This is a genomic window from Paenibacillus sp. YAE3 (assembly GCF_057546105.1).
In genome coordinates, this window is sequence record NZ_BAAIYF010000015.1 from 107,591 (window position 1) to 132,965 (window position 25,375).

Consider the following 25,375-nt stretch of genomic DNA (forward strand, 5'->3'; position numbering starts at 1 on the left):
ACCCTTCATGCATTCGCCCCCTTACGGGGACAAACGGAGATCCTTACGAACGGAGCAGCAATCCGGCCGCCCCTACGACGCCCGCGTCGTTTCCAAGCTGCGCAGGAATGATGGAAACGCCCTTCTGCAGCGGTTCCGGCGTCAGTTTGGCGAATACGTCGCGCACTTCGTTAAACAAAATGTCGCCGGCCTTGGATACGCCGCCGCCGATGATGAACACTTCCGGATTGAGCGCCGCGGCAACGGCGGCCATCGATTTGCCCAGATAGAAAGCCGCGCGCTTGACGATGCGAAGCGCCACCTCGTCTCCGGCTTTGGCGGCATCGAATACTTCCTTCGCCGCGATCTTCGTCTCCAGCGCCAGGGACGTTCTGTCGCCGCGTTCAACGGCGTCCTTGGCCATGCGGATGATGCCCGTTGCCGAAGACACGGTCTCGAGGCATCCCATCTTGCCGCAGCCGCATTGAATGGCTTCCAGATCCGGAACGACCGAAATATGGCCAAGCTCGCCGGCAAGGCCCGAGAAGCCCTGATAAATTTTGCCGTTAATAATGATGCCGCCGCCTACGCCTGTTCCGAGCGTGTAGCATACGCAGTTGTCGACTCCGCGTCCCGCGCCGCTCCAAGCTTCCCCAAGCGCGGCCACGTTTGCGTCATTGTCTATTTTAATAGGCTTGCCGATTTTTTCTTCCAAAATAGCACGAATCGGCACATCGCGGAAACCTACGTTTGGTGCAAAGATGATGATTCCTTCACGGACATTGGTAAAGCCGGCAACCCCCGCGCCCACACCCGCAAGCTGGTCCCAGCTGTATGGGGACTGTTCAACAATATGACGCACATATTTCTCGATATTACCGATGACAACATCTACGCCTTTTTCCGTTTCTGTAGGTCCTTCATACGTTTGTATTAGCTGTCCTGATTGATTGCAGATGCCGACTTTAATGGCGGTTCCTCCTAAATCGACACCAACGTAGATTTGCTCAGACATGTTACAAGCCACCTTTTTTCCTCGATAATAGTTTGCTCCTACTGTACCCACTATAATTGAAGCCTACCTATCGGTCAAGAGATGTGAGAACTGTCACAAGCTGCCCGGAGTGCCCGTTTTTCGGGCTATACCGGCGTTTCGGAAGCGGTACGTCCGCCCCATGTTTCCTTCCTTTGCATGACAACTGTCACATGCTTTTCGTGACAGCATACACTTACCGGCCCGGCCTTGTGCAAGTAGAATGGATGTAATTGGAAGGCAATGCGCAAATGACATAGGAAAACGGAGGTTGGCATGGAAAATATAGCCGAGTTAAAACGCGTCACCAAAACCTACGGCGGCAAAACGGCCGTCGACGACGTCTCATTCGTTATCCCCCGCGGCTGCGTTACCGCGGTTCTCGGTCCCAACGGGGCCGGAAAAACGACGACCCTCTCGATGATGCTCGGGCTGCGCGAGCCCAGTCAGGGAACGGTCGCATTGTTCGGCCTCTCTCCCAAGGAAGCGGAGGTCAGAAGGCGCATCGGCGCGATGCTGCAGGAAGTGAGCGTCATCGACGGCCTGAAGGTGCACGAGGTCATGGCGATGATCCGCAGCTACTACCCGAAACCGCTCAAGTTGTCGGAGATGGCCGATCTTGCCGGGTTTGCGCCGGAGGAGCTGAACAAGCGGGCCAGCAAGCTGTCGGGCGGGCAGAAACGCAGGCTCGGATTCGCGCTGGCGATGGCCGGCGACCCGGATCTGCTGTTTTTCGACGAACCGACGGTCGGACTCGACTCCATGTCGCGGCGGGCGTTTTGGCAGCAGGCCCAGGCACTGGCCCGAAAGGGAAAAACGATATTGTTTTCCACGCATTATTTGCAGGAGGCGGAGGACGCCGCCGACCGGATTTTGCTGTTCAACAAGGGAAAAATCGCGGCAGACGGCACCCCTGACGAAATCGTATCCCGGCTGACCAGCCGTTCCGTCTCTTTTATTGCCGATATGGATGCCAGACTTGCCTCCTCCGATATGGCCGTTCAACTTCGGGCTGTTCCTGGAGTCAAAGATTTGAGGGAACAGGACGGGAGATGGATCGTGACGGCCGAAGATACGGACACGGTGCTCGCAGCCATTTTCAGGCACGGTATCCCTGCAAGGGATATCCGCACGGGACAGGGGCGGCTGGAGGATGCTTTTGAATTGATGTTATCGGAAGAAGGACGCGGGGAGGCTGTCTCATGACCAGAATGCTTTTCATGCAGTGCAAGGTTGAAATGCTGCGGATCGTCCGCAACCCTTATTACGTGTTTTGGTCGCTGCTCATGCCGATCGTGTTTTATTTTATATTTACCAAAATCGTCAATACCGGCGTCGATAACGCACAGGCATGGCACGCGCATTATTTGATGTCCATGACGACCTTCAGCGTGATGGGTTCGTCGATCATGACCGTCGGCATCCGGATGGTTCAGGAGCAAACGCTGGGATGGTCGGTGTATATGCGGATCACGCCGCTGCCCGGAAGCGTCTATTTTCTATCCAAAATGTTCGGGCAAACGGTCATGCATCTGTTTTCGATCATCGTCATTTTCACGTCGGGATTCCTCATCAACGGGGTTCGGATGTCCTTTGCCCAGTGGGTGGGCAGCGGCTTATGGATCCTGGTCGCCTCCATCCCGTTTCTGGCGCTCGGCACGATGTTCGGGTCGATGAAAAGAGTCGATACGGCCAGCGGCGTAAGCAACGTCGCGTACATGCTGATGGCCATTCTGGGCGGGATGTGGATGCCGATCGACAGCCTTCCATCCGTACTGCAGACGATCGGCAAATGGCTTCCGTCCTACAACTACGGCAGCGGCGTTTGGGCCATTGCAGCGGGAGATGCGCCGGGATTGAGACCGATGCTGATTCTTGCCGGATATTTGCTCCTGTTTATGGTACTATCCATATATATCCGAAAAAAACAGGAAGCGGTGTAGCCGTTGAAACGTTCCCGGTTTGAGCTTTTTCCGAGCGACATGGGTTCCTTCCCTTATGTATGGCTGATTTATATTGCTATTCCGATTTATTACGTTGCCCACGAGCGTGGATTTCGAATGGCGGCGGGTTATCTGATGATTGCTTTGTTCGTGTTAACCTACCGCCAGCTGTTTTTCGCCAAGAAATCGTTTGTCTTATGGCATGGGCTGCAGATGCTGCTGTTATTTTCGCTTTCCATGGCGTACAGCCCGTATATGTTGTTTATGGGATTTTACGTATCCAGTTTTATTCCTTATTACAAGGATCGGCGAAAATTTTACGTCGCTTTGTTTTTCTTCTATGCCGTGCTGATCCTGCCGCTTTTGTTTTATCTTCCGGGTCTTGGCGTGCAAGATCTTTATGTCTTGCTGCCCTTCATGGTCGTGATGATGATGTCCCCTTTCGGCATGCGATCCATGTACAGGCAGCGTCAGCTGGAGACGGATTTGAACGAAGCCAACGAACGGATCGCCGAACTGGTGAAGCGCGAGGAACGTTTGCGGATTTCCCGGGATTTGCATGATACGCTCGGCCATACGCTGTCGCTGATCACGTTAAAAAGCCAGCTCGTGACCCGGCTGATCCACCGGGACCCGGAGAAGGCGCTGCTTGAAGCGGGGGAAATCGAACAAACCTCCAGAGCCGCCCTGCGCCAGGTAAGGGAGCTTGTGAGCGGAATGCGCGCGTTGACCTTGACGGAGGAGCTTCAGGCATGCAGGCGGATGCTCGAGAGCGCAGGGATACGGCTTGAAGCGGAGGGCGACTTCGAATCCCGGGCTATTTCCGGCCTGGCGCAAAATATTCTCAGCATGTGCTTGAAGGAATCCGTGACCAATATCGTCAAACATAGCCGGGCGGACATATGCAGCATTACCCTGAAGCAAACGGAAAGCGAAATAAACCTTACGGTCAGCGATAACGGAATAGGTCTCGATGGCCGGGCGGAAGGGCCGCGAAGCGACGGCAACGGGCTGAAAGGAATGCTTGAACGTTTATCCCTGATCGACGGATCGCTGGAGTTTTCTTCAAGAAGCGGCTTCACGGTAAGCATCCGCGTTCCGGTGGTCAAAAGAAAAACGTCCATCGACCTGCATGCTCAAAAGGCGGACCGCGGTTAACGATAATTTTTTCTTGTAATATGAGAACGCCGATGGCAAGGAGAGTGAAAACCGAATGATTCGAATCGTGATTGCCGAAGACCAAAGGCTTCTTCTCGGCGCCCTTGCCTCTTTGCTTGACCTGGAAGATGATCTGGAGGTCGTGGGCCAGGCCGGAGACGGGCAGGAGGCATTGTCCATGATTTTGAGCATGAAGCCGGATGTCTGCCTGCTGGACATCGAAATGCCCATCCAAACCGGCATCGAAGTGGCCGAGCGGCTGAAGCTGGAAAACTCGCCTTGCCGCGTGATCATGCTGACGACCTTTGCCCGGCCGGGTTACTTCGAGCGGGCCGTCAAGGCGGGGGTCAGCGGATATTTGCTGAAAGACGAGCCGAGCGACAGGCTGGCCGAAGCGATCCGGCGGGTAATGCAGGGACATCGCGAAATTTCGCCCGAGCTGATTTTCGACTCCGCCGCGCAGAAAAATCCGCTCACAGCAAGGGAGCGCGAAATATTGCAGCTGATCGCCGCCGGCAAAACGGCGAACGAAGTCGCGCGTTCCCTCCATCTCTCCCACGGCACGGTCCGCAACTATATTTCGGAAATCCTGAACAAGCTGGATGCCAAAAACCGGATTGAAGCGATCAGTCTGGCGGAGGGAAACGGCTGGATTTAACGGACAAGCAAAAAAACAAGGGGTATCCCTTGAACCCTGTCAAGGTTCAAAGGATACCCCTTTATTTATCAATCGCAAGTTACAGCGTGCCGCTCCAGTCGTGAACCATGCTGCCTTCGAGGAACTTCTCGCAGTCCATCGCCGCCATGCAGCCGGTTCCCGCCGCTGAAATCGCCTGGCGGTAACGCACGTCCTGCACGTCGCCGCAGGCAAACACGCCCGGAACGTTCGTTTCCGTCGTTCCCGGTTTGACGAGGATATATCCGATCTCGTCCGTCTCGATCTGATTCTCCAGGAACTTCGTGTTCGGCGTATGCCCGATCGCGATGAAAATGCCGTCCGCTTCAATCAGCTCTTCCTGCTGGGTTTCGTTGTTAAAGACCTTAAGGCCCTTCACGCCGTTATCGCCCGCAACGATCTCCTTCGGTACCCGGTTGAGCGCCCACTGGATTTTTTCGTTGGCGCGGGCGCGGTCCTGCATGATTTTCGATGCGCGCAGCTCTTCCCTGCGGTGCACCAGCGTGACGCTGGAACCGAAACGGGTCAGGAAATTCGCTTCCTCCATCGCCGAATCGCCGCCGCCGACCACGATGATTTTTTTGCCGCGGAAGAAAAATCCGTCACAGGTCGCGCACGTGCTGACGCCGCGTCCGACGTTTTCCTGTTCCCCGGGGATGCCCAGGTATTTGGCCGAAGCGCCCGTGGAAATAATGACCGTTTCGCTTTCCACTTCGCCCATGCCCTCGACGGACAGCTTGAACGGCCGCTTCGAGAAATCCACCTTGTTGACCCAGCCGGTCTTAAACTCGGCACCGAACCGCTCGGCTTGCTTACGCATGTTGTCCATCAGCTCCGGACCCATGATCCCGTCGGGAAATCCGGGGAAGTTTTCCACCTCGGTCGTCGTCGTGAGCTGCCCGCCAGGCTGCATGCCTTCGATGACAAGCGGCTTCATGTTGGCGCGGGCCAAATAAATCGCTGCCGTAAGTCCGGCAGGACCGGTTCCGATGATGATTGATTTGTACATTCCGTTAGCCTCCTTTAGAGCGAATCATCGTTTCAAGATCATCTCGCGATTGTTTCCAAACCTGCTGCATGGTCTATATATTTTCTGTAAAAGGACGGAAAATATCATCCTTTTCATCCTTCGGCGAGCAGACGCTGTCAATGCGTTTCGCGTACCGGCTGACCGTGGAGACGGACACGCCGTACCGCTGCGCCACTTCCTGATACGTCAGCGAGCTGCCGCGCTGTTTGGCGGTCAAATACTCCAGCGCCGCGGACCATCCTTCCGTATGGCGGATCAGCGGCTTTTCCGGGTATAGCTTGCCCAAAAACTGGAACCACAGGTTTTGCAAATGCCGCCTCTTCTCGCGGTCGGCCCCCTCGTCCATACGAAGCCAAGCTTGATCGACGACCGCCTGCAGGGTATCCCCGGCGGGGTCGTACTCATAAGAAGCCTCCGTCTCGGCGACGTGCATTTCCGAAGCCGCACCCGCCTCCAGAACGGCCTGCACGGAGCCTTCAAGCCCCATTCCGTTCAAAACGCGCAGGGCTTCCTTCTTGAGCTCCGACGTTTCGTCAGGGTCGTTCAAAAAGGCCTTCAACGTCTCTCGGACCTCGTCGTCCGCGATCCATCCCAGCGCGCGGATTACCTGCAGCTTCGTCCCTTTATCGCCGTACCGGAGCGCCCAGAAAAACGAGGAGCGGATGAGCGGATTGCTTTTGACCTCCTCGCACAGCTCGCTTTCATTTTGTTCCCACCGTTTCAGCTGTTCTTCGAACGGCAAGTGGTAATGGTAGCTGAGCTCGAACCGCTGCCCGCCGTTCAGATCCAGCTTCTCCAGCTGGTCCAGGTAAAAGCGGGGGATATCGGATAGGGGATCGAGCTTTTGCGCTTTCAGCCAATACTGGCGCGCCTCCCGGTACCTTCCGCTGTTAAAAGCGGCGACCGCGGTGTAATGGTAAAGGCTCGGGTCCCCGCCCAGCTCTTCTTCCTTCAACAGCCGGCGGAAATGGCCGTACGCTGCCGCATGTCTTCCCAGGATTCCCATGGTGGTCGCCAGTTTAAACACATGCTCCTGATGATACGGAACCATCACCGACAGCATTTCGAGCAGAGGGTTCAAGGATGTAGTATCCCCTTCATGCTGGTAAAATATTGCCAGGTTGCACAAACCGTGAATATTGCCCTGCTCCTGCTCCAGCACTTCGAATATGGTCGCTTTGGCTTTGCGGAATAAGCCCATGTAGTAATAGGCCAACGCCAAATTGTTGCGCGCGGCCAGGAATTCCGGCTGCTCCCGCACGATCCTCTCCAGGACCTCGGCTGCCTGGGCGAACTTTCCCTCTTCCATCAGCGCCCGCGCCTCTTCGTGTTCGGCCACGCCTTCGCGGCTGCGGATGCGGGCCGGCTTCACCGGACGCCCCAGCTCGTATTGGAAAAGCTCCATCATTTCTTCGGCTTCTTCCAAAAACTGACCGGCCGGATCTTCCTCCAGATATTGAAGCAGCACCCGTTCGGCCTCTTCAAATTGCTCCAGATTGGCATAGTTGTTGGCCATATAAAAATAACATTCCGTCATGGAAGCGTCGACATGCTCCAAAATATCGGAAAGGACGGCGTTTGAACCTTCAAAATCGCCCATCTCTGATAATATACCCGCTACATTGCAATGATTCACCGGATTTTCCGGCTCATATTCAACGGCTTTGCGAAAATATTTCAATGCCTTCTCGTAATGAAGGCGGTCCAGCGACCGGACAGCGCGCTCAAAAAAGAAGTTGGCATCCATATGAATGGGTATGACTTTATGTTGTAGGTCCTCAGCCCGTAGATGATGATCCTCCATGTAAGCAAGGCACCTCCCTTAAGTTGCATAAACCTGTTACCCGCGCAAAATGCTAGATTCATCTATCCAGAACAGTATACCATAACTTTAAAGCCGCAAGCGAAGGCAATATCTATTAAAACCAAAATGTACATTTACCCAAAATCCCCGGTTTTAGCATCGGAAAACAAGCGGCAATAAGGCAAAAAAAGACGCCGGAGTTAGACTCCAGCGTCTCTGAACAGGTTGGCAAGCGATCCGCCTTCCAGGATGATCCGTACGGCCGTCGAAAGGATCGGCGCAACGGACAATACCTTCAGCCAATCGGGCGGATGGCCCTGTATCGCTATGGAATTGGTGACGACCACGTTCCGGATATGGGGATGCTCCAGGCGCTTCAGCCCATCGGCGGAAAACAGCCCGTGCGTGGCGCAAACGATGGCCGGGGACGCTCCGCGTTCCTTCAGGCTTTCGACGACATTGACGATCGTGTTTCCCGTATCGATGATGTCCTCGATGATGATCGGGGTCCGTCCCTCCACATCGCCGATCACGTGGGTAACGACCGATTCGTTATGCGCGGGCCGTTTTTTGAACATGATGGCGAACGGGGAATCGAGATGGTTCGCCAGCTTTTCCGCCGTTTTAGCCCGCCCGGCATCCGGCGAAACAATGACGGGATTCGGCAGGTTGAGCGCTTTCAAATATTCGCTGATCAGGTCGAGCGCAGTCAGATGGTCCACGGGGATATTAAAAAATCCCTGGATTGCCGGCGCGTGCAGGTCGATCGTAATGACGCGGCTGGCCCCGGCGGTCGTGAGCACGTCCGCCACCATTTTGGCGGAAATCGGTTCGCGGGGCGCCGATTTCCGTTCCTGCCGGGCATATCCGTAATAAGGCATAACGATGTTGATCGTGCGTGCCGAAGCTCGTTTCGCCGCATCGATCATCACCAGGAGCTCCACGAACAGCTCGTTGATCGGATGCGAAAGCGACTGCACGATAAACACGTCGCAGTTGCGGATGCTCTCCTCGTAATTGACGTAAATCTCGCCGCTTTTAAAGCGCGATAACGTAACGCTGCCCAGTTCTGCCCCAAGCATCTCGCAGATGCTTTCCGCCAACAACGGATTCGACGATCCGGAAAAAATACGCACCCTGTGCTGCATTTGCTCCTCCTGATACCGTAGTTAGATTTCCAATGGAATCATCGTTCTCTGCCGCTTCTCGAACACCGCCAGCCGGCGGAAGCCCGCTTGATGAAGCGCCAGCCTTGCGCGGTCCAAATTCTCCCCGAGCTTCATCGGATCATGGGCGTCGGAGCCGAGCGTCATCGGAATGTCCAGCCGGCAAGCTTCCCGCAGCATTCTGTCGGACGGAAACATGTCGGCGCAAGGCTTGGAGAGCCCCGAAGCGTTCAGTTCCATCGCAACGCCGCTTTCGGCTACGGCGGCAAGGGCCGCGTTTTCCAGCGCCTCGACTTCCGCAGCCGCTTCCGGGCCCGGATGTAAGCCGAACCGTTTGATGACGTCCAAATGGCCCATGATATCGTAGAAGCCGGTCGCCGCCGCCTTCCGCACCGCTTCGTAATAGGTACGGTAAACTTCGAGCCTGTCGCGGCCTTCCCAGCCTTGGATCTGCCGGGGGTCGGTAATGTCCCACTCTCCGAGGAAATGGACCGAGCCGATGACGTAATCCCAAGGATAAGCCTTCACGATCTTCTCGATCGCTTCCTCCCAGCCTTCGATATAATCGCCTTCCAAACCGACGCGTATATCGATCTGTCCTTTATACTTCTCCTTCAGGCTCAGGCATTCCTCCACGTAGCGCGGAAGTTCTTCCATCGGCATGGCCATTTCCGGATAATACCGGGCAGGGTCGACGTGAAGCAGCGGCATATGGTCCGACAGCCCGATATGGCTCAGTCCGATCTCGATGCCGCGGCGCACGTACTCCTCCAGCTCCCCGACCGCATGGCCGCAGCGGGCGTGATGCGTATGATAATCGATCAACATGACTAAAAGGCCCCCTTCTAATCCCTGCGCGGACGTTCGTGGCGGCGTTCCAGCTCGGCCATAATATCGTCAAGCGGCAGCTTTCGCTCCTGGAGCAGCACGAGCAAATGGTAGATCAAATCGCTGACCTCCAGGCGCAGCTCGGCGTTATCCTGGTTTTTGGCGGCGATGATCGTTTCCGCCGTCTCCTCGCCCACCTTTTTCAGGATTTTATCGACGCCTTTGTCAAAGAGATATGTCGTATAGGCGCCTTCCGGGCGTTCCTTTTCCCGCTCGGCGATGATTTGCTCCAGCTCCTCCAGAACCGAAAAACGATGTCTGCCGGAAGCCGCGCCGGCTCCGGGCTCCGCCGCAGCAAGCGCAGGGGACGCAAACCCGCGGTAGAAGCAGGTCGTCTCGCCGGTATGGCAAGCAGGCCCCGCCGGGTTTACGAGGAACAAGAGGGTGTCGCCGTCGCAATCGTAATGCGCGGAGACGATTTTTTGCGTATGGCCCGAGCTTCCGCCCTTATGCCACAGTTCCCCGCGCGACCGGCTCCAAAACCAGGTTTCGCCGGTTTCCATCGAACGCTTCAACGACTCCCGGTTCATGTAAGCCATCATCAGCACGTTTTTGCTGTCGGCATCCTGAACGATGGCCGGGACAAGCCCGTCCTTATCAAATTTGATCTGCTCCTGCACAAGCTCCCAGGACTGCTCTTGCGGTTCGCTTTTCATCTGATTTCAACCCCTTTTTGTTTCAAATCCAGCTTGAGTTCCGGTATCGAAATTTCTTTATAGTGAAAAATGGTCGCTGCAAGCCCGGCGTCCGCTTTTCCTTTCGTAAACACGTCGACGAAGTCGTCCTTCGTGCCCGCTCCGCCCGAAGCGATGACGGGAATCCGGATCGCGTCGGCGACGGCGGCCGTCAAAGGAAGGTCGAAGCCGTCCTTCGTGCCGTCGGCATCCATGCTGGTCAGCAAAATTTCGCCCGCGCCCAGCTTCTCCGCCTGTTTCACCCACTCCAGGGCCCGAATTCCCGAAGCCTTGCGGCCGCCGTGCGTATACACTTCCCATTCGCCCCAGGCCTCGTTGAATTTGGCATCCACGGCCACGACGATGCACTGCGAGCCGAAACGCCGCGCCCCGTCCGCGATCAGCTGCGGATTCGTCACCGCCGCCGTGTTGATGCCGATTTTGTCGGCGCCGGCGCGAAGGATCCGGGTCATGTCGTCGACCTTGGAGATGCCCCCGCCGACCGTAAACGGAATGGCGATTTCGCCGGCCGTTTGCCGAACGACCTCCACCATCGTTTGCCTTCCTTCCACGGAAGCCGATATGTCCAGGAATACGAGCTCGTCGGCTCCTTCGCGGTCATATAATGCCGCAAGCTCGACCGGATCGCCCGCATCGCGCAGATTTTCGAAGTTGACCCCTTTAACCACCCGTCCGTCTTTCACGTCCAGGCATGGAATGATGCGTTTTGCCAGCATGGATTTTCTCCCCCTCTCATCGTCTCGCGAACGTCAAAGGCACCTCCTCTAACGCCAAGAAATCCTATGTCCGCTGCTTATTTTAAGGCCTTTACCGCTTCCGCAAGGTTGATGCTGCCCGTATACAAGGCCTTGCCGACGATCGCGCCGCCGACGCCCTCCCGGCTATATTCGTTCAGCCGTACGAGGTCGTCAAGCACGCTGACGCCGCCGGAGGCGATGACCGTACGCCCGCTGCTTTTGGCTAACGATACGATCGCGTCCACGTTCGGCCCCTGCATCATGCCGTCGCGGGAAATGTCCGTGAAAATGAACGTTTCCGCGCCTTTGGCCGCCAGCTCCTTGGCAAGCTCCTCCGCTTTTACCTCCGAGGTCTCAAGCCAGCCGCGGGTCGCCACGTAACCGTTCCTCGCATCGATGCCGATCGCCACTTTGTCGCCGTAGGTGCCGAGCACTTCTTCCGTAAACGCCCGGTCTTCGATGGCCGCCGTACCGATAATGACGCGGCTGACGCCAAGGGAAAGCAGGCGTTTCACGTCGCCGACCGTCCGAAGGCCGCCTCCGACTTGAACGGGCACGCCTACGCCCGCCGCAATCGCGCCGATGACCTCGTCATTGACCGGATGTCCGGCTTTCGCCCCGTCCAGGTCCACCAGATGAATATAAGAACCGCCTTGCGCTTCCCAAGCTTTGGCTGCAGCCAGCGGGCTTTCGTTATAAACCGTTTCCTGATTGTAATCCCCTTGTACCAAGCGGACGCACTTGCCTCCGCGGATATCAATGGCCGGATAAATGATGAATGACATCGAGATTCTCCCCGCTTTCCCTTTTTCGTAAAACAGCGCCTAACCTGCATACCGAACGTTTGACATCGGGCGGCCGGACGCATCCTTGAACCCGCTTATTTCCGTACGCCTGCGCCGCAAAGCGAAAGGAAACGTCCCAGCAGCTCCATGCCGAGCTCCCCGCTTTTTTCCGGGTGAAACTGCATGCCGTATACGCTGCCGCGGCCGACGATGGCCGTGACCGGCTGCCCGTAATCCGTTACGGCCAGAAGGTCCGTTTTCGTTTCCGGAAGAACATGATACGAATGCACGAAATAGACATGCCCTTCCTCAAGTCCCGCAAGCAGCGGATCGTCCTTCCGCAGGAACTCCAGCCGGTTCCACCCCATATGCGGCACCTTGTAGTCCCCTTCGGCAAAACGAATCACCCGGCCAGGCAGCAGCCCGAGCCCTTCATGGTTTCCATGCTCCTCGCTGCTGCTGAACAACAGCTGCATGCCGAGGCAGATGCCGAGCAGCGGCTTGCCCGCGGCAGCGGCATCTTGCATGACGCCGTTAAGGCCGCTTGCCCGCAAATGCTCCATCGCATCGCCATAAGCGCCGACCCCGGGCAAAATGATGCCGTCCGCTCCCATGATCTCGCTTCGATCGCCCGTCACGAGCGCCTCGCCGCCGAGGCGCTCCACGGCTTTGCTCACGCTGTGCAGATTGCCCATGCCGTAATCCACGATCGCGATTGCCACTTAGAGCACTCCTTTCGTGGATGGAACCCCCGTCACGCGCGGATCGATGCTGGTCGCTTCGTCCAGCGCCCTGCCGAGCGCCTTGAATACCGCTTCGATCATATGATGCGTGTTTTGGCCGTAATGCACGATGACATGCAGCGTGATGCGCGCTTCAAGCGCCAGCTTCCACAGAAACTCGTGCACAAGCTCCGTCGTGAAGCTGCCGACTTGGGCGGAAGGATATTCCGCGCGGTATTCGAAATGCGGCCGGTTGCTGATGTCGATCACGACCTGGGCCAGGGCCTCATCCATCGGCACGAAGACGCTGGCATAGCGCTTGATGCCTTTTTTGTCGCCGAGCGCCTCGCGCAGCGTTTGGCCGAGGCAAATGCCGATATCCTCCACCGTATGGTGGTCGTCGATCTCGATGTCCCCCCGGGCCTGCACTTTCAAGTCGAATTGTCCATGCTTCGTAAACAGGTCTAGCATATGATTCAAAAACGGAACATCCGTTTCCAGCTCCGATACGCCCGTCCCATCGACGGAAAACGTCAACTGGATATCCGTTTCATTCGTTTTGCGGGTGATGCTTGCGCTTCTGGTTCCGTTTGCTTGATTAATTTCCATTGCTTCCTCCTGCCTTTCCTTCCCGTTTCAGCCGGACCTCGATCGCCCGGGCATGGGCCTCCAGCCCTTCGCCCCGCGCCAGCTCCATAATGGCAGCCCCGTTCTTCAGCAGGGCTTCCTTGCTATAGTAAATCATGCTCGATTTTTTGATGAAATCGTCCACGTCCACCGGCGAGGAAAATCTCGCCGTTCCGTTTGTCGGAATGATATGGTTCGGGCCGGCAAAATAATCTCCGACAGGCTCCGAACTGTATGCGCCAAGGAAAATGGCGCCCGCGTTTTCGATCAAACCTACGATCGCCATCGGATCGGCGACCATCAGCTCCAGATGCTCCGGCGCTAACCGGTTCACCACGGAGATTCCTTCCTGAAGCGATTCGGTTACGATAATCGCGCCGTATTGCTCCACCGACGCCGCCGCAATGGCCCGTCTCGGCAGAAGCTCCAGCTGCCGCCCGACTTCGGCGGCCACAAGATCGGCCAGCTGCCGCGACGGCGTGACGAGAATGGCCGACGCCATCTCGTCATGCTCCGCCTGCGACAGCAGGTCGGCCGCCACGTACTCCGGATCGGCCGTCTCGTCGGCAAGCACGACGATCTCGCTCGGTCCGGCGATGCTGTCGATGTCGACGGCGCCATATACCTCGCGTTTCGCAAGCGCCACGTAGATGTTGCCCGGTCCGCATATTTTATCGACCGGAGCGATCGTTTCCGTGCCGTAAGCGAGTGCGGCAATCGCCTGCGCGCCTCCGACGCGGTAAATTTCGTGGACGCCCGCTTCCGCGGCCGCCACCAGGATGTAAGGGTTGATCCCTTCCTTCCCGCCGGTCGAAGGCGGCGTAACCATCACGATCTCGGGAACGCCCGCCACTTGGGCCGGAATGACGTTCATCAGCACCGAAGACGGATAGGCCGCTTTCCCTCCCGGAACATACACGCCCACACGCTTCAGCGGCCGGATGATTTGCCCCAAAATGCTGCCGTCGGGCTGCAGGTCCATCCATGAGTTGCGCTTCTCCCGCATATGGAACGCCCGAATGTTGCCGGCCGCAGCCGAGATCGCTTGAACAAAGGAATCCTCGACCTGATCGTATGCCGCTTCCAGCTCTTCCTTGGTCACCCGCAGCATGTCTGCGGTAAGCTCCGCATGATCCAGCTCTTGGGTGTAACGAAGCAGCGCTTCGTCGCCTCCGGTTTTGACGTCATGGACGATCCGCTTGACGACGTCGTTTTGCTCAGGCGTTCCGTAATCGACTTCCCTGCGCAGATCGAACTGCTCAACCGACACTACCTTCATCCTCATCTCTCCTTGCTCTATTGATCTGTCTTCGGCTCCCCGTCCCGGCGGCGCTTTATGCTTCAGCGGCAATCGCCTTTTGCAGACGGTCGCACAGCGATTGAATTTGCGCGTTTTTCATCCGATAGCTGACCCGATTGGCAATCAGGCGACTGGTGATGTCAAAAATCCGGTTCATTTCGACCAGCCCGTTTTCCTTCAGCGTCTGCCCGGTTTCCACCATATCCACGATGCGGTCGGCCAGGCCGATCAGCGGCGCGAGCTCGATGGAGCCGTTCAGCTTGATGACTTCGACCTGCTGCCCCTGCTCGCGAAAATATTGCGACGCCACGTTCGGATATTTCGTGGCTACCCGCTGCTGAATCCCAGGCTGCCAATTCGGCAGGCCGATGACCGACATGCGGCATTTGGCGATGCCTAGATCGAGCAGCTCGTAGACGTCGCGGTTTTCTTCCATCAGCACGTCCTTGCCGACGATCCCGATATCCGCCGCTCCGTATTCCACGTACGTCGGCACGTCCACCGGTTTCGCCAAAATAAATTCCATGTCGAGCTCCGGCAAGCCGATAACCAGCTTGCGGGTTTCATCCACTTCGGCGTCGATCGGCAGGCCGGCAGCCCGGAACAGCTCGGCGGCTTTTTTATAGATCCGTCCTTTGGGCATTGCTACCTTCAATATTTCCGCCAACGTTCTCCCTCCTTATCATGTTCGAATCAGGCATTCGATCCCTATCTTCGTCTCCCTTAGAAGAAGTCTTCCACCCGATCGTAAATTCCGTCCGCTTCGGCGGGAACCGCTTCTCCGTCTTGTATCAGCCGCGTCACGACCGCCAGCCCCCGGCTTCTCAGCTCTCCGGCCCGCTCAAGGCCTTTCTTGCGGTTGGCCGCGCTATACCTGATGAGCACCGGGCGTACAACCTCTTCCACGCTTCCGTGGATGCCGTCGAGAATCCGGTTGGTCTTCAGCGCAAACCCCGTCGCCGGTACATCCCTGCCGAACTGGCGCAGCAAGTTGTCGTACCTGCCGCCGCTGCACACCGGAAAACCGATCTCGGCCGCATAACCTTCGAACGTCATGCCCGTATAATACGAAAAATCGCCGATCATCGTCAGATCGATCAATACATGCTCGGAAACGCCGTAGGCCTCCAGCACTTCCCATACTTTGCACAAATGGTTGATGGAGCTGCGCGCCAGCTCATGTTCGCTCAACGCCATCGCCTGGTCGCAAATTTCCTTGCCGCCGCGCAGGCGCAGGATGGCTTCCAGCTCTTGCCGCTGCGAATCGGAAATCGGCAGTTCGAGCTCGCGGATCGCCTTCCGGAACCCGACGTAATTGCGGTCAAGCAAATGCTGCTTCAACATCTGCTGCTCATGGACGCCTCCGGCCAGCACCTCTTCAAACAGCCCGTTCAGGAAACCGACATGGCCCATGGCGATTTTAAACGAAGTGACGCCCGCCGCTTTCAGCGACGCGATCGCCAGCGCCACGACTTCGGCATCGGCCTCCGGAGAATCGTCGCCGACCAGCTCCAACCCGGTCTGGAAAAATTCCGCCTCGCGTCCCGCCTCCTCCTCAAACGCCCGGAATACGTTGGCGTGATACGAAAGGCGGATCGGCAGCGGCTCTTCCTTCAGCAAGGAAGATACCACCCGCGCAATGGGAGAAGTCATATCCGAACGAAGCACAAGCGTCGTGCCGCGATTGTTGAGCAGCTTGAACAGCTTCTGGTCGGACGTCGAACTGGCTACGCCCACGGTATCGTAGAACTCCATCGTCGGCGTCATGATCTGCCGATAGCCCCAGCGGCTCATGCAGTCGAGCACGTTCTGCTCGATCGCGCGCAGCTTATCCACCGCGTACGGCAAATAATCGCGGACGCCGACCGGCTTTTCAAAACCCTTTGGTTTCGTCACGAAAGTCACCCCATCGATTATCAGGTTATTTATGTTCGATTTCTTCAATACGTTAAAGTACTACCATGCTACCAAAGTAAAGAATAATGGATATATTATCATGAAATACCGATTACGTCAACGAGTGTGTTCGGTTCAACCGCCGCTGCTTTACTACCTTTCCTGAATTCTCCTTTTCCTATGCTCATATCTTACCAATCGTTTACTGGACTTGTCAGTTGTTCCTTAACTCCGGTTTCGAACGATGAATCGACTTGCGGGATATTTTTCCTCCATACGAGAAAACCGCCCGGCATGGCCGGACGGTCTGTCTTTGGATTACATGTTCAGTTTGACGGTATTGTCCTCCGCCTGTTTTTGCGGCCGTTTCGGCGCCGTTCCGAAGAAAATCCAAGACCAGCTCACGTAACGGAAGGCGATATGGACGACCAGCCACGAAATGCCAAGGGCGATGATCCATCCCCCCGCAATTCGCGCGGCGTATTCCAGCGTGCCTCCATGGGCCGGAATTTTACGGTACAGATACAGCAGCGCCGGATGCAGCAGGAAAATGCCGAAGGAGCAGGCTCCCATGGACGTTAACGCTCCGCTAAGCCATTTCCAGCCATGCCGGTAAATCAGGTATGACACCTGCATCAACACGATGCAAGACAGCAGGGAGTGCACATCCCACGCGAGCTCATACCATAAACTGTTGATTTTGCTTCCCCGCGTGTTCAAATTGTAGTACAAATTGACGTGCACGATGCCGACGGCCAGCCAGGCCGCCCATACGGCGATCCAGACGATGCCTTTCCCGCTTTTGAAGCCTTCCCATGTCATGATCAGCCATTCTTTCAGCTGTGCGTAATAGGCCGCAATGAGCGCGCCGAACAAATAGAAGGACATATAAGAAAACGCGATGCTCCCCTTAGGCAGCGGCAGTTTGATCCCCATCCCGTAGACGCCTTCTTTAGGCAGGTGAAAGCCGTACTTGTTCAAATAAATGTACGCCCACTGAATCGCAAAACCGATCAAGGCGACCCAAGGCAAAATGGAGCGTTGTTTTTGAAACCACCATAAAAAAAGCGGAAACAAAATATACAGCTGCAGCATAATGATCAAATAATACAGATGGGTGTGGGCGGTCCCTTTTAACAACTGCAGGCCAAAATCATGTCCGAGCTGGGTGATCGGAAGGCCCAGCTTTCCTTTAGCGTATGTATTCAGCAAAAAATAGCAAAATGAAACTAAAATATACGGCACCAAAATATAGAGCAGCCTTTTCGTATAAAAGGTTTTCAGCATCGATTTATTGATCGGCTTGTCCAAATAATTATAGAAAAGCACGAATCCGCTCAAAAAAATAAAAACAGGCACGGCGAATTTGCTGAAAATGTTCGCGAACAAATAAGGATAATACGAAGAAGTGCCTTGCGTCGTCACGAGCGTCGTCGATGTAGCATGGATCAATAATACGGCCATGATGGCAAATGAGCGGAAAATATCCAGCTCCATAATGCGTTCTTTTTTCTTTAGCATGCAAACTCTCCCGTATTCATGGATTTCCTGACGCGTTACGGTCTAAGTTGTCTCTGATTTTCCCCAACGTCTACTCTATTAAAAATACTATACTTTCTACCAGATGCGCCAGAAAAAATAAAAATACGACGATACTGTAACTATTGCGGAAAAATTGCGCTTTCAGGATCTTTTATATAAGCATGAAGGGCCAATAAAGAAAAAACATCCAAAGCTTGTTCTTTGGATGTTTTCCCGTTTCTGCGATTCGCGTTAAACGCCTATCCGTCAGCCTGCCGCTGCCCCATGGTTACCGTTTCCGTCGCGCCCGCATCGCTGCTTCGTTTTAATTCCCGGAGCGGATTGCCGCCGACAAAAGCACCCGGAGCAACGTCCTTGTGGACGACGGCCCCTGCGGCAACGACTGCCCCGTCCCCGATGGTGACACCCGGCAAAATCGTCGTGTTGGCCCCGATCAGGACATGGTCTCCAATCACGACTTCGCCCAGCCGGTATTCGTCGATCAAATATTCATGCGCCAAAATGGTGGAGTTGTAGCCGATAATCGAATTGTTGCCGATACGGATCTTTTCCGGAAAAAACACGTCGACCATCACCATCAGCCCAAACGCCGTATGCTCGCCGACCTTCATCCCGATCAAATGCCGGTAAATCCAGTTTTTGAGCGGAAGGATCGGACAATACCGGGCCGCCTGAATGCAGATGAAATTTTTGACCCCTTTCCAAGGGCTGACGGTTTTGTAGATTTGCCAAAGCGCATTTGGCCCTTCCACCGGATACCGCGTCACTTTTCTCACAATGCTCTACTCCTGTCCGACCAGCGAAAATAGATCATGCATATCCTTGAGTATGTAATCCGGCTTATATTCCAGCAGCGTTTTTTCGCCTTTTAAAGACCAAGCTACGCCGGCCGCCATCACGCCTGCAGCTTTAGCCGACTGGATGTCCATCGGGCTGTCCCCGACCATCAGCGTGCGGGCAGGATCGGAACCAAGCATCCGAACCGCCTTCAGCACAGGCTCCGGATGCGGTTTCGGATGTTCGACGTCGTTTAGCGTGATCACGGCTCCCATATATTTTTGCAATCCGAACATGTCCAGAACCCGGATCGTGCCGGGTTTATTTTTGGTCGTGACGACCCCGAGACGAACGCCCTTTTCATGAAGCTGCCGCAGAACCTCCTCCACATGGGGAAAAAGCTGCACCATCGCGTCATGATGCTCATCGTTATAACTGCGGTACGTTTTGTGCAGCGCCGTAATATCCCCGAGACCGGAAAACTGCTGAAGCTGCTGCTCCAGCGTCGCCCCCATCTTCGGAATGATTTCCTCCCGCGTCAGCGGGGTCAGGCGATGTGCCTCGAGCACGTGCATAAACGAACTGATGATCAGCTCGTTGGTGTCCACGATCGTTCCGTCCAGATCGAATAATATGGTGTCTATCATGCTGCAACTACTCCTTTTTATCCTCCGTGTTGTCTGCCGCTGAATGTTTCGTCACGGATTCCTCAGGCGCCGCCTCGCGTTCCGCGGCGTGGTTCTCTTCGGCCTGTGCCTCAGGGACTTGGTCATGGTTTGCTTTCGTCGAGTAGATCGGATCCAGGTAACGAACCTCGGCTCTGCCCGTTGCGCGGCGAACAATAATCATGACGACGGCAACGACGACGATCAGAACGGCAAGCAGCTGCGAAATCCTGACGTTGCCGTAAGCCGGATCCAGCGCCCCATGCTCAAAACCGAACCATTCCATCGGCTTCCACAGCCCGTCGACAAACGATGCGAGCCAGTTCGGTCCGATGAAGGCAAGCGAGTCGGTACGCAATCCTTCGATAAAAAAGCGGCCGATCGAATACCAGATGAAGTAACTCAAAAACAGCTCGGCTGCCCGCAAAAATCTTTGGCGGCGGAGAATGAACAAAATAATAATGCCCACGAGGCTCCATAACGATTCATACAAAAACGTCGGGTGATGGTACACGCCCTGAACGTTCATTTGGTCCACGATAAAATTCGGGAGATGGAGCTTATCGCGCAAAAACGTTTCCGCAACCGGTCCGCCGTAAGCTTCCTGATTGACGTAGTTGCCCCAGCGGCCGATCATTTGCCCCGTCAACAGCGCGGGGGCGCAAATGTCGGCAATCCGCCAGAAATTATACCCTCTGTAACGGAAGTAGATGATTGCGCAGATGATGGCACCGATCAAAGCGCCGTAGATGGCAATCCCGCCGTTCCAAATTTTGAAGACATCGATCAGATGATCCTTATAATCATCCCATTTAAACGCGACAAAATAAATCCGCGCGCCGATAATGGCGGAAGGAACGCCAAGCAGCAGCAAGTCCATAAAAAATTCCGGCGAGATGCCGAACCTTTTGCCCTCGCGGATGGCAAGCACAAGCCCTGCCAGCGCACCGAAGCCTAGAATCAGGCCGTACCAGTGAACGGACAAGGACCCAATCGAAAATGCGATTGGATTGAGAAGCAATGTGGCCATGTTTTCACTCTCCTAATCCATATCTTCCATGTCTTCCGCAATGGTAGCGGTCAGCTTGTTCGTAAACTGCAAGGCCGCGTTCAGGCCCATCTGCTTCAAACGGTAATTCATCGCAGCCACCTCGATGATGACGGCCAAGTTCCGACCAGGGCGGACCGGGATCGTGACGAGCGGAATATCGGTATCAAGGATCCGCGTCGTTTCCTCGTCCAAGCCTAGGCGGTCGTATTGCTTATCCTGCTGCCAGGCCTCCAGCTTCACCACCAGCGTAATGCGCTTATTGTTCCGGATGGCCCCGGCCCCAAACAGCGTCATCACGTTGATAATGCCGACGCCGCGAATCTCCAGCAGATGCCGGATCAGCTCCGGAGCGGTGCCGTGCAGCTGGCTGTCCGACGTTTGGCGGATTTCGACCGCATCGTCGGCGATCAGCCGATGTCCCCGTTTCACGAGCTCCAGCGCCGTTTCGCTTTTTCCGATGCCGCTGCTGCCCGTGATCAGCATTCCTACGCCATAGACGTCGCATAATACGCCGTGAATGGTCGTCGTCGGTGCCAGTCTTCTTTCCAAAAATCCTGTGATGCGGCTCGACAAAATCGTCGTCGCCATGCTGCTCCGCAGCACCGGCACGTTTTTCTCCTGGCTCATCTGCACGAGCTCCTCGGGCACGTCGAGTCCCCTCGTCACTACGATGCAGGGGGTTACTTCGCCGCACAAACGCTCCATGCGATCCTTGCGCTCTTCCGGCTTAAGCATGCTGAAAAAGGCCAGCTCCGTTCTTCCGAGCAGCTGAACCCTTTCCTGCGGATGATACTCAAAATAACCGGCCATTTCCAAACCCGGGCGATTCAAGTCATCGGTCGTAATGACCCGTTTTAATCCTTGCTCGCCGGATATCACTTCCAGCTGAAATTGTTGCACCAATTCTGCTACTTTCACTTTTTTGGCCATGTCAGATCTTCCTTTCTGTCCGATAGGCTCAGAATTCAGCCCTTTTGCTGCCACTTCGGGCCATTCTAACGAATCCAATGTACCCATCGTATCGGAAATTTCCAATGAATGCAATGTTGGCAATCGGGAGCAGAACCGGGCAACGGCTGGCAGTGAGCCGCCGGATCTTACGCCGCTCGAATCCAATATAAAAAAGCCGCCCCTAAGGGCGGCTTTGGGTTTCAGGCGTACCGCCTGGATTAGTCCGTCAACAATACGTTCAATTCGGATTCTTTGTCGAAGATATGAATCTTGTTCATATCGATGGCAAGGCGAACGCTGCTTCCTTCACGGGTGTTGGAACGTCCGTCGACGCGGGCGATGACCGTGTCGCTGCCAACGCCGCTCAGGTAGAGGAGCATTTCGTGACCCAGGTTTTCCGTAACGTCTACATGGGAAGTGAAGATCGTGTTTGGAGAAGCTTCCATGAACACGGGCTCTTCGTGGATATCTTCAGGACGAACGCCCATGATAACCTCTTTGCCGATGTAGCCTTTGCTTTTCAGAAGCTGTGCTTTTCCGCCTGGAACTTCAACGTCCAGACCTTCCGAGCGGAAACGTACGGTTCCGTTGGACTCAGACAGCGTACCGTTGATGAAGTTCATCGTAGGGGAACCGATAAATCCGGCAACGAACAGGTTTTGAGGGCTGTTGTACAATACTTCCGGAGAAGCAGCCTGTTGAATGATGCCGTCTTGCATAACAACGATACGATCGCCCATGGTCATGGCTTCCGTTTGGTCGTGCGTTACGTAAATACAAGTGGTTTCAAGACGTTTAACCAGTTTCGTGATTTCCGCGCGCATTTGACCGCGAAGTTTAGCGTCCAAGTTGGAAAGCGGTTCGTCCATAAGGAAGACTTGCGGATCACGCACGATGGCGCGGCCCAAGGCCACACGCTGACGCTGACCACCGGAGAGAGCCTTCGGTTTGCGGTCAAGCAAATGCTCGATGTCGAGGATTTTGGCTGCTTCACGTACACGTTTGTCAATTTCGTCTTTCTTCACTTTACGCAGCTTCAGGCCAAATGCCATGTTTTGATATACGTTCATGTGAGGATACAAAGCGTAAGATTGGAATACCATCGCGATATCGCGGTCTTTAGGAGCGACGTCGTTCACGACGCGGTCGCCGATGTAAAGCTTGCCTTCCGAAATCTCTTCCAAACCGGCGATCATACGGAGGGTCGTCGATTTACCGCAACCGGACGGACCTACCAGTACCAAAAACTCCTTGTCCTGAATATCAAGGCTGATATCCTTAACCGTTGCTTTGTCGGAACCCGGATATTTTTTGAAAATATGCTCTAAACGTACACCTGCCATGAGATTTGCCCCCTTAAGTGTATATTATGAAATCGAATACATTTTTATAGTATTATAATAACCTAACCCCTACAGACTGGCTATACACAAACTGCACAAAAAACCTATTTTCTTTTCGTTACTTTATACAATAACATCGTCAGCTTCACTAAAACCGCGTCCCCAAAGCTTCTGACGTCCAGTCCGGTCTCTTGCTTGATCTTATCCAGGCGGTATAAAAGCGTGTTCCGGTGAATATATAACCGTTTGGCCGTTTCGCTCACGTTGCAGTCCAGCTGGAAGAAGGTTTCGAGCGTCGATAAGGTTTCATTGTCGGAAAACAAGACTCCGTAATCCCCTGCCTGCTCCAAAAACTGCCTGCGCTGATCCAAAGGGATGCTGTATATCAAGCGCTCCAGCAGCAGCTCCCAAGGGAAATGGACGTGTTTGGCGACATGGAAGGTCCGTCCCAAAAAAATCGTTTCCCGGAGAAGGCTTACCGCAGAAGGCAGCGACTTGACCGGCATAATGGATGGCGTAACCGACAAATGGAAGGTCCCCACCCACTCATTGGCGATCAGCTCATACAAACCTAAACCAAAAGCCGAAAGCAGGTCCATCTCGGATTCAAGGTTGTCTTCGTCTTTCTCCTCCCCTGCGCCGATGACCAGTTCTTTTTTGGCCAAAATCAGCCATTCATGGCTGCGGAGAGGTACAAGCACCACTTCCCCGTCAAAATAGCTCTTTAGCAGTCTTTTCAGCTGCGTACGGTTCACTTCAACGGCATGAACGCTTTCCGACGTCAGCAGAAACGGAATCATCTCGCCGATCAAACGCCGTTTAAGATCCAAATCATCGGGTACCTCGCTGTCGCCGCGCTCCTGATCCAACTGTTCCATAAGCCAGGCGCTAAAACGCATGACCTCGCGTTCTTCCTCGGCCTGGACCGTGGGTTCGTCGTTTTGCGGCCTAACCTGAGTAATAAGCAGCTCGATAAGCTGCCTCGACTCCTCGCTGATTTCCCGCACGGGAGCCTCCAGCACATGGATGTGCCCATTTTTCGCGTACAGAGGGTACCAGACGCTGTCATCAACGATGACCGAAGCTTTAAGTCTCCGTTTCTTTCCCGTGTTCTGTCCGCCGTGATTGACGACTTGTTCCGTCTCTTGCCGTTCGGCGTGATCCAATACCATTTCGGATTGCTGTTTGGTTAATTGCTTGATGCTTAAAGGCGCTCCAACGATCTGTTCCAATTTGGTACGTAATGTTTCCATCTCCACCATCGATGCGATCCACCACTTTGCCGTTTTTTTGTTTCTTATTTTATCATATTGCGAGACAAATTCCGAAAAACGGATTTTATTTGTAAACAAGTCGGATGCAGAAACGAATCCGTCTGGGTAAAAACAAAAAAGACCATCAACCGGAATGGTTAATGGTCTTTCGGATGAGCCATGAAGGACTCGAACCTTCGACACCCTGATTAAAAGTCAGGTGCTCTACCAACTGAGCTAATGGCTCATAAAACTGGTGGAGGCTGATGGATTCGAACCACCGAACTCGTACGAGAACAGATTTACAGTCTGCTGCGTTTGGCCACTTCGCTAAGCCTCCATATAAGGTGGCTCGGGACGGAATCGAACCGCCGACACGAGGATTTTCAGTCCTCTGCTCTACCGACTGAGCTACCGAGCCTTACAAAAAAAATAAAGTGGTGGATGTTTCATCTTCCCACTTTCCTTTGTGGAAATCCCTTTTTCAATTGAAATGAATGGCGGAACCGACGGGATTCGAACCCGCGATCTCCTGCGTGACAGGCAGGCATGTTAGGCCTCTACACCACGGTTCCGCATTATTCAAATGGTGCCGGCGAGAGGACTTGAACCCCCAACCTACTGATTACAAGTCAGTTGCTCTACCAATTGAGCTACACCGGCGTATATGGTGGAGACTGAGGGGATCGAACCCCCGACCCTCTGCTTGTAAGGCAGATGCTCTCCCAGCTGAGCTAAGTCTCCAAAATATGTATGGTAGCGGCGGAGGGGATCGAACCCCCGACCTCACGGGTATGAACCGTACGCTCTAGCCAGCTGAGCTACGCCGCCATATTTATATATCTTTCGTAGTATACAATGGCGGAGAGAGAGGGATTCGAACCCTCGCACCGCTTACGCAGTCTAACCCCTTAGCAGAGGGTCCCCTTATAGCCACTTGGGTATCTCTCCAAGCATATCGCTGTATATACGTAAAGATATTTCCATCAGATGTTTGATCACCTGAAAACTAGATACGAAACGTTTTGCGTTTTAATTTCCGTAGCATTTCCCGGTTTTTGTTCCGGGCCCCGCCAAAGTACTCGGAATCAGCTGCGAAGCTGCTCTTCACTTTGGTGGGTTTCTTTAGGATAAGCCCTCGACCGATTAGTATTGGTCAGCTCCATGCATTGCTGCACTTCCACCTCCAACCTATCTACCTCGTCGTCTTCAAGGGGTCTTACATACTGGGAAATCTCATCTTGAGGGGGGCTTCACGCTTAGATGCTTTCAGCGCTTATCCCGTCCGTACGTAGCTACCCAGCCATGCTCCTGGCGGAACAACTGGTGCACCAGCGGTACGTCCATCCCGGTC

Annotated in this window: 24 protein-coding genes, 8 tRNA genes and 1 rRNA gene; 4 read left to right on the forward strand and 29 right to left on the reverse strand. The window is 54.8% G+C overall.

The window, feature by feature from the left end; translation table 11 throughout:
* Positions 1-43 precede the first annotated feature (43 nt).
* On the reverse strand, positions 44-994 hold the full coding sequence (locus AC27KL_RS24055) for an ROK family glucokinase (protein WP_340996259.1): 951 nt from the start codon (positions 992-994) through the stop codon (positions 44-46).
* A 294-nt stretch (positions 995-1,288) separates the two neighbouring features.
* Here AC27KL_RS24055 and AC27KL_RS24060 point away from each other — a divergent pair, with 294 nt between their 5' ends.
* Genes AC27KL_RS24060 through AC27KL_RS24075 form a run of 4 tightly spaced genes read left to right on the forward strand, consistent with a single transcriptional unit; the run spans position 1,289 to position 4,771 of the window.
* On the forward strand, positions 1,289-2,218 hold the full coding sequence (locus tag AC27KL_RS24060) for an ABC transporter ATP-binding protein (protein WP_487171357.1): 930 nt from the start codon (positions 1,289-1,291) through the stop codon (positions 2,216-2,218).
* Positions 2,215-2,955, forward strand: a complete 741-nt coding sequence (locus tag AC27KL_RS24065) for an ABC transporter permease (RefSeq protein WP_487171358.1) — start codon at positions 2,215-2,217, stop codon at positions 2,953-2,955. The genes AC27KL_RS24060 and AC27KL_RS24065 overlap by 4 nt, the downstream gene beginning before the upstream one ends.
* Positions 2,956-2,958: 3 nt before the next feature.
* Positions 2,959-4,113: a sensor histidine kinase gene (locus AC27KL_RS24070; RefSeq protein WP_487171359.1), complete on the forward strand. Its 1,155-nt coding sequence runs from the start codon at positions 2,959-2,961 to the stop codon at positions 4,111-4,113.
* Positions 4,114-4,168: 55 nt separating this feature from the next.
* Positions 4,169-4,771 carry a response regulator transcription factor gene (locus tag AC27KL_RS24075; protein WP_487171360.1) on the forward strand — a complete coding sequence of 201 codons (603 nt, stop codon included), beginning with the start codon at positions 4,169-4,171 and terminating at the stop codon, positions 4,769-4,771.
* A gap of 79 nt (positions 4,772-4,850) precedes the next feature.
* Here AC27KL_RS24075 and trxB read toward each other — a convergent pair whose 3' ends face one another.
* The 28 genes from trxB to AC27KL_RS24215 all read right to left on the reverse strand — a co-directional run.
* Positions 4,851-5,798: a thioredoxin-disulfide reductase gene (gene trxB / locus AC27KL_RS24080; RefSeq protein WP_487171361.1), complete on the reverse strand. Its 948-nt coding sequence runs from the start codon at positions 5,796-5,798 to the stop codon at positions 4,851-4,853.
* Positions 5,799-5,871: 73 nt separating this feature from the next.
* Positions 5,872-7,623, reverse strand: a complete 1,752-nt coding sequence (locus tag AC27KL_RS24085; protein WP_340996255.1) for a tetratricopeptide repeat protein — start codon at positions 7,621-7,623, stop codon at positions 5,872-5,874.
* A gap of 200 nt (positions 7,624-7,823) precedes the next feature.
* Positions 7,824-8,771, reverse strand: a complete 948-nt coding sequence (locus AC27KL_RS24090; RefSeq protein ID WP_036715352.1) for a ribose-phosphate diphosphokinase — start codon at positions 8,769-8,771, stop codon at positions 7,824-7,826.
* A gap of 21 nt (positions 8,772-8,792) precedes the next feature.
* Positions 8,793-9,617, reverse strand: a complete 825-nt coding sequence (gene hisJ, locus AC27KL_RS24095; RefSeq protein WP_487171362.1) for a histidinol-phosphatase HisJ — start codon at positions 9,615-9,617, stop codon at positions 8,793-8,795.
* A 17-nt stretch (positions 9,618-9,634) separates the two neighbouring features.
* Positions 9,635-10,333, reverse strand: a complete 699-nt coding sequence (gene hisIE / locus AC27KL_RS24100) for a bifunctional phosphoribosyl-AMP cyclohydrolase/phosphoribosyl-ATP diphosphatase HisIE (protein WP_487171363.1) — start codon at positions 10,331-10,333, stop codon at positions 9,635-9,637.
* The gene (gene hisF, locus AC27KL_RS24105) at positions 10,330-11,088 is read right to left on the reverse strand and encodes an imidazole glycerol phosphate synthase subunit HisF (RefSeq protein ID WP_487171364.1); all 759 of its coding nucleotides are present in this window, start codon (positions 11,086-11,088) and stop codon (positions 10,330-10,332) included. The genes hisIE and hisF overlap by 4 nt, the downstream gene beginning before the upstream one ends.
* Before the next feature lie 77 nt (positions 11,089-11,165).
* A complete protein-coding gene (gene hisA, locus AC27KL_RS24110) occupies positions 11,166-11,894 on the reverse strand; it encodes a 1-(5-phosphoribosyl)-5-[(5-phosphoribosylamino)methylideneamino]imidazole-4-carboxamide isomerase (protein WP_052147432.1) in 729 nt (242 codons plus the stop codon).
* A gap of 95 nt (positions 11,895-11,989) precedes the next feature.
* Positions 11,990-12,616: an imidazole glycerol phosphate synthase subunit HisH gene (hisH, locus tag AC27KL_RS24115; protein WP_487171365.1), complete on the reverse strand. Its 627-nt coding sequence runs from the start codon at positions 12,614-12,616 to the stop codon at positions 11,990-11,992.
* On the reverse strand, positions 12,617-13,225 hold the full coding sequence (gene hisB, locus AC27KL_RS24120; RefSeq protein WP_036715359.1) for an imidazoleglycerol-phosphate dehydratase HisB: 609 nt from the start codon (positions 13,223-13,225) through the stop codon (positions 12,617-12,619).
* Entirely contained in the window at positions 13,215-14,522 is a 1,308-nt protein-coding gene (hisD, locus tag AC27KL_RS24125; protein ID WP_487171366.1) for a histidinol dehydrogenase, read from the reverse strand. Before hisD ends, hisB begins: the two co-directional genes overlap by 11 nt.
* Before the next feature lie 55 nt (positions 14,523-14,577).
* Positions 14,578-15,210 carry an ATP phosphoribosyltransferase gene (hisG, locus tag AC27KL_RS24130; protein ID WP_487171367.1) on the reverse strand — a complete coding sequence of 211 codons (633 nt, stop codon included), beginning with the start codon at positions 15,208-15,210 and terminating at the stop codon, positions 14,578-14,580.
* A gap of 56 nt (positions 15,211-15,266) precedes the next feature.
* Entirely contained in the window at positions 15,267-16,439 is a 1,173-nt protein-coding gene (locus tag AC27KL_RS24135) for an ATP phosphoribosyltransferase regulatory subunit (protein ID WP_487171368.1), read from the reverse strand.
* A gap of 318 nt (positions 16,440-16,757) precedes the next feature.
* Entirely contained in the window at positions 16,758-17,960 is a 1,203-nt protein-coding gene (locus tag AC27KL_RS24140; protein WP_487171369.1) for an acyltransferase, read from the reverse strand.
* Between the two features lie 260 nt (positions 17,961-18,220).
* On the reverse strand, positions 18,221-18,757 hold the full coding sequence (locus AC27KL_RS24145; RefSeq protein ID WP_487171370.1) for an acyltransferase: 537 nt from the start codon (positions 18,755-18,757) through the stop codon (positions 18,221-18,223).
* Positions 18,758-18,763: 6 nt separating this feature from the next.
* Entirely contained in the window at positions 18,764-19,405 is a 642-nt protein-coding gene (gene ppaX / locus AC27KL_RS24150; protein WP_487171371.1) for a pyrophosphatase PpaX, read from the reverse strand.
* Positions 19,406-19,412: 7 nt separating this feature from the next.
* Positions 19,413-20,453: a prolipoprotein diacylglyceryl transferase gene (gene lgt / locus AC27KL_RS24155; RefSeq protein WP_487171372.1), complete on the reverse strand. Its 1,041-nt coding sequence runs from the start codon at positions 20,451-20,453 to the stop codon at positions 19,413-19,415.
* Between the two features lie 12 nt (positions 20,454-20,465).
* The gene (gene hprK, locus AC27KL_RS24160; protein ID WP_036715627.1) at positions 20,466-21,404 is read right to left on the reverse strand and encodes an HPr(Ser) kinase/phosphatase; all 939 of its coding nucleotides are present in this window, start codon (positions 21,402-21,404) and stop codon (positions 20,466-20,468) included.
* A gap of 239 nt (positions 21,405-21,643) precedes the next feature.
* Positions 21,644-22,768, reverse strand: coding sequence for an ABC transporter ATP-binding protein (locus AC27KL_RS24165; RefSeq protein WP_036715626.1), 1,125 nt, complete (start codon positions 22,766-22,768; stop codon positions 21,644-21,646).
* Positions 22,769-22,872: 104 nt separating this feature from the next.
* Positions 22,873-24,021 (reverse strand): PucR family transcriptional regulator, encoded by a 1,149-nt coding sequence (locus AC27KL_RS24170; protein WP_487171373.1) that lies wholly within the window; start codon positions 24,019-24,021, stop codon positions 22,873-22,875.
* Between the two features lie 174 nt (positions 24,022-24,195).
* Positions 24,196-24,268: transfer RNA gene (locus AC27KL_RS24175), tRNA-Lys, on the reverse strand.
* A 7-nt stretch (positions 24,269-24,275) separates the two neighbouring features.
* Positions 24,276-24,361: transfer RNA gene (locus AC27KL_RS24180), tRNA-Tyr, on the reverse strand.
* Between the two features lie 8 nt (positions 24,362-24,369).
* Positions 24,370-24,442 (reverse strand) — tRNA-Phe (locus AC27KL_RS24185).
* Positions 24,443-24,519: 77 nt separating this feature from the next.
* Positions 24,520-24,596, reverse strand: a tRNA-Asp gene (locus AC27KL_RS24190).
* 12 nt (positions 24,597-24,608) lie between these two features.
* A tRNA-Thr gene (locus AC27KL_RS24195) sits at positions 24,609-24,684 on the reverse strand.
* Between the two features lie 5 nt (positions 24,685-24,689).
* A tRNA-Val gene (locus tag AC27KL_RS24200) sits at positions 24,690-24,765 on the reverse strand.
* Between the two features lie 10 nt (positions 24,766-24,775).
* Positions 24,776-24,852, reverse strand: a tRNA-Met gene (locus tag AC27KL_RS24205).
* A 28-nt stretch (positions 24,853-24,880) separates the two neighbouring features.
* Positions 24,881-24,972 (reverse strand) — tRNA-Ser (locus tag AC27KL_RS24210).
* A 175-nt stretch (positions 24,973-25,147) separates the two neighbouring features.
* A 23S ribosomal RNA gene (locus AC27KL_RS24215) occupies positions 25,148-25,375 on the reverse strand; the annotation flags it as partial.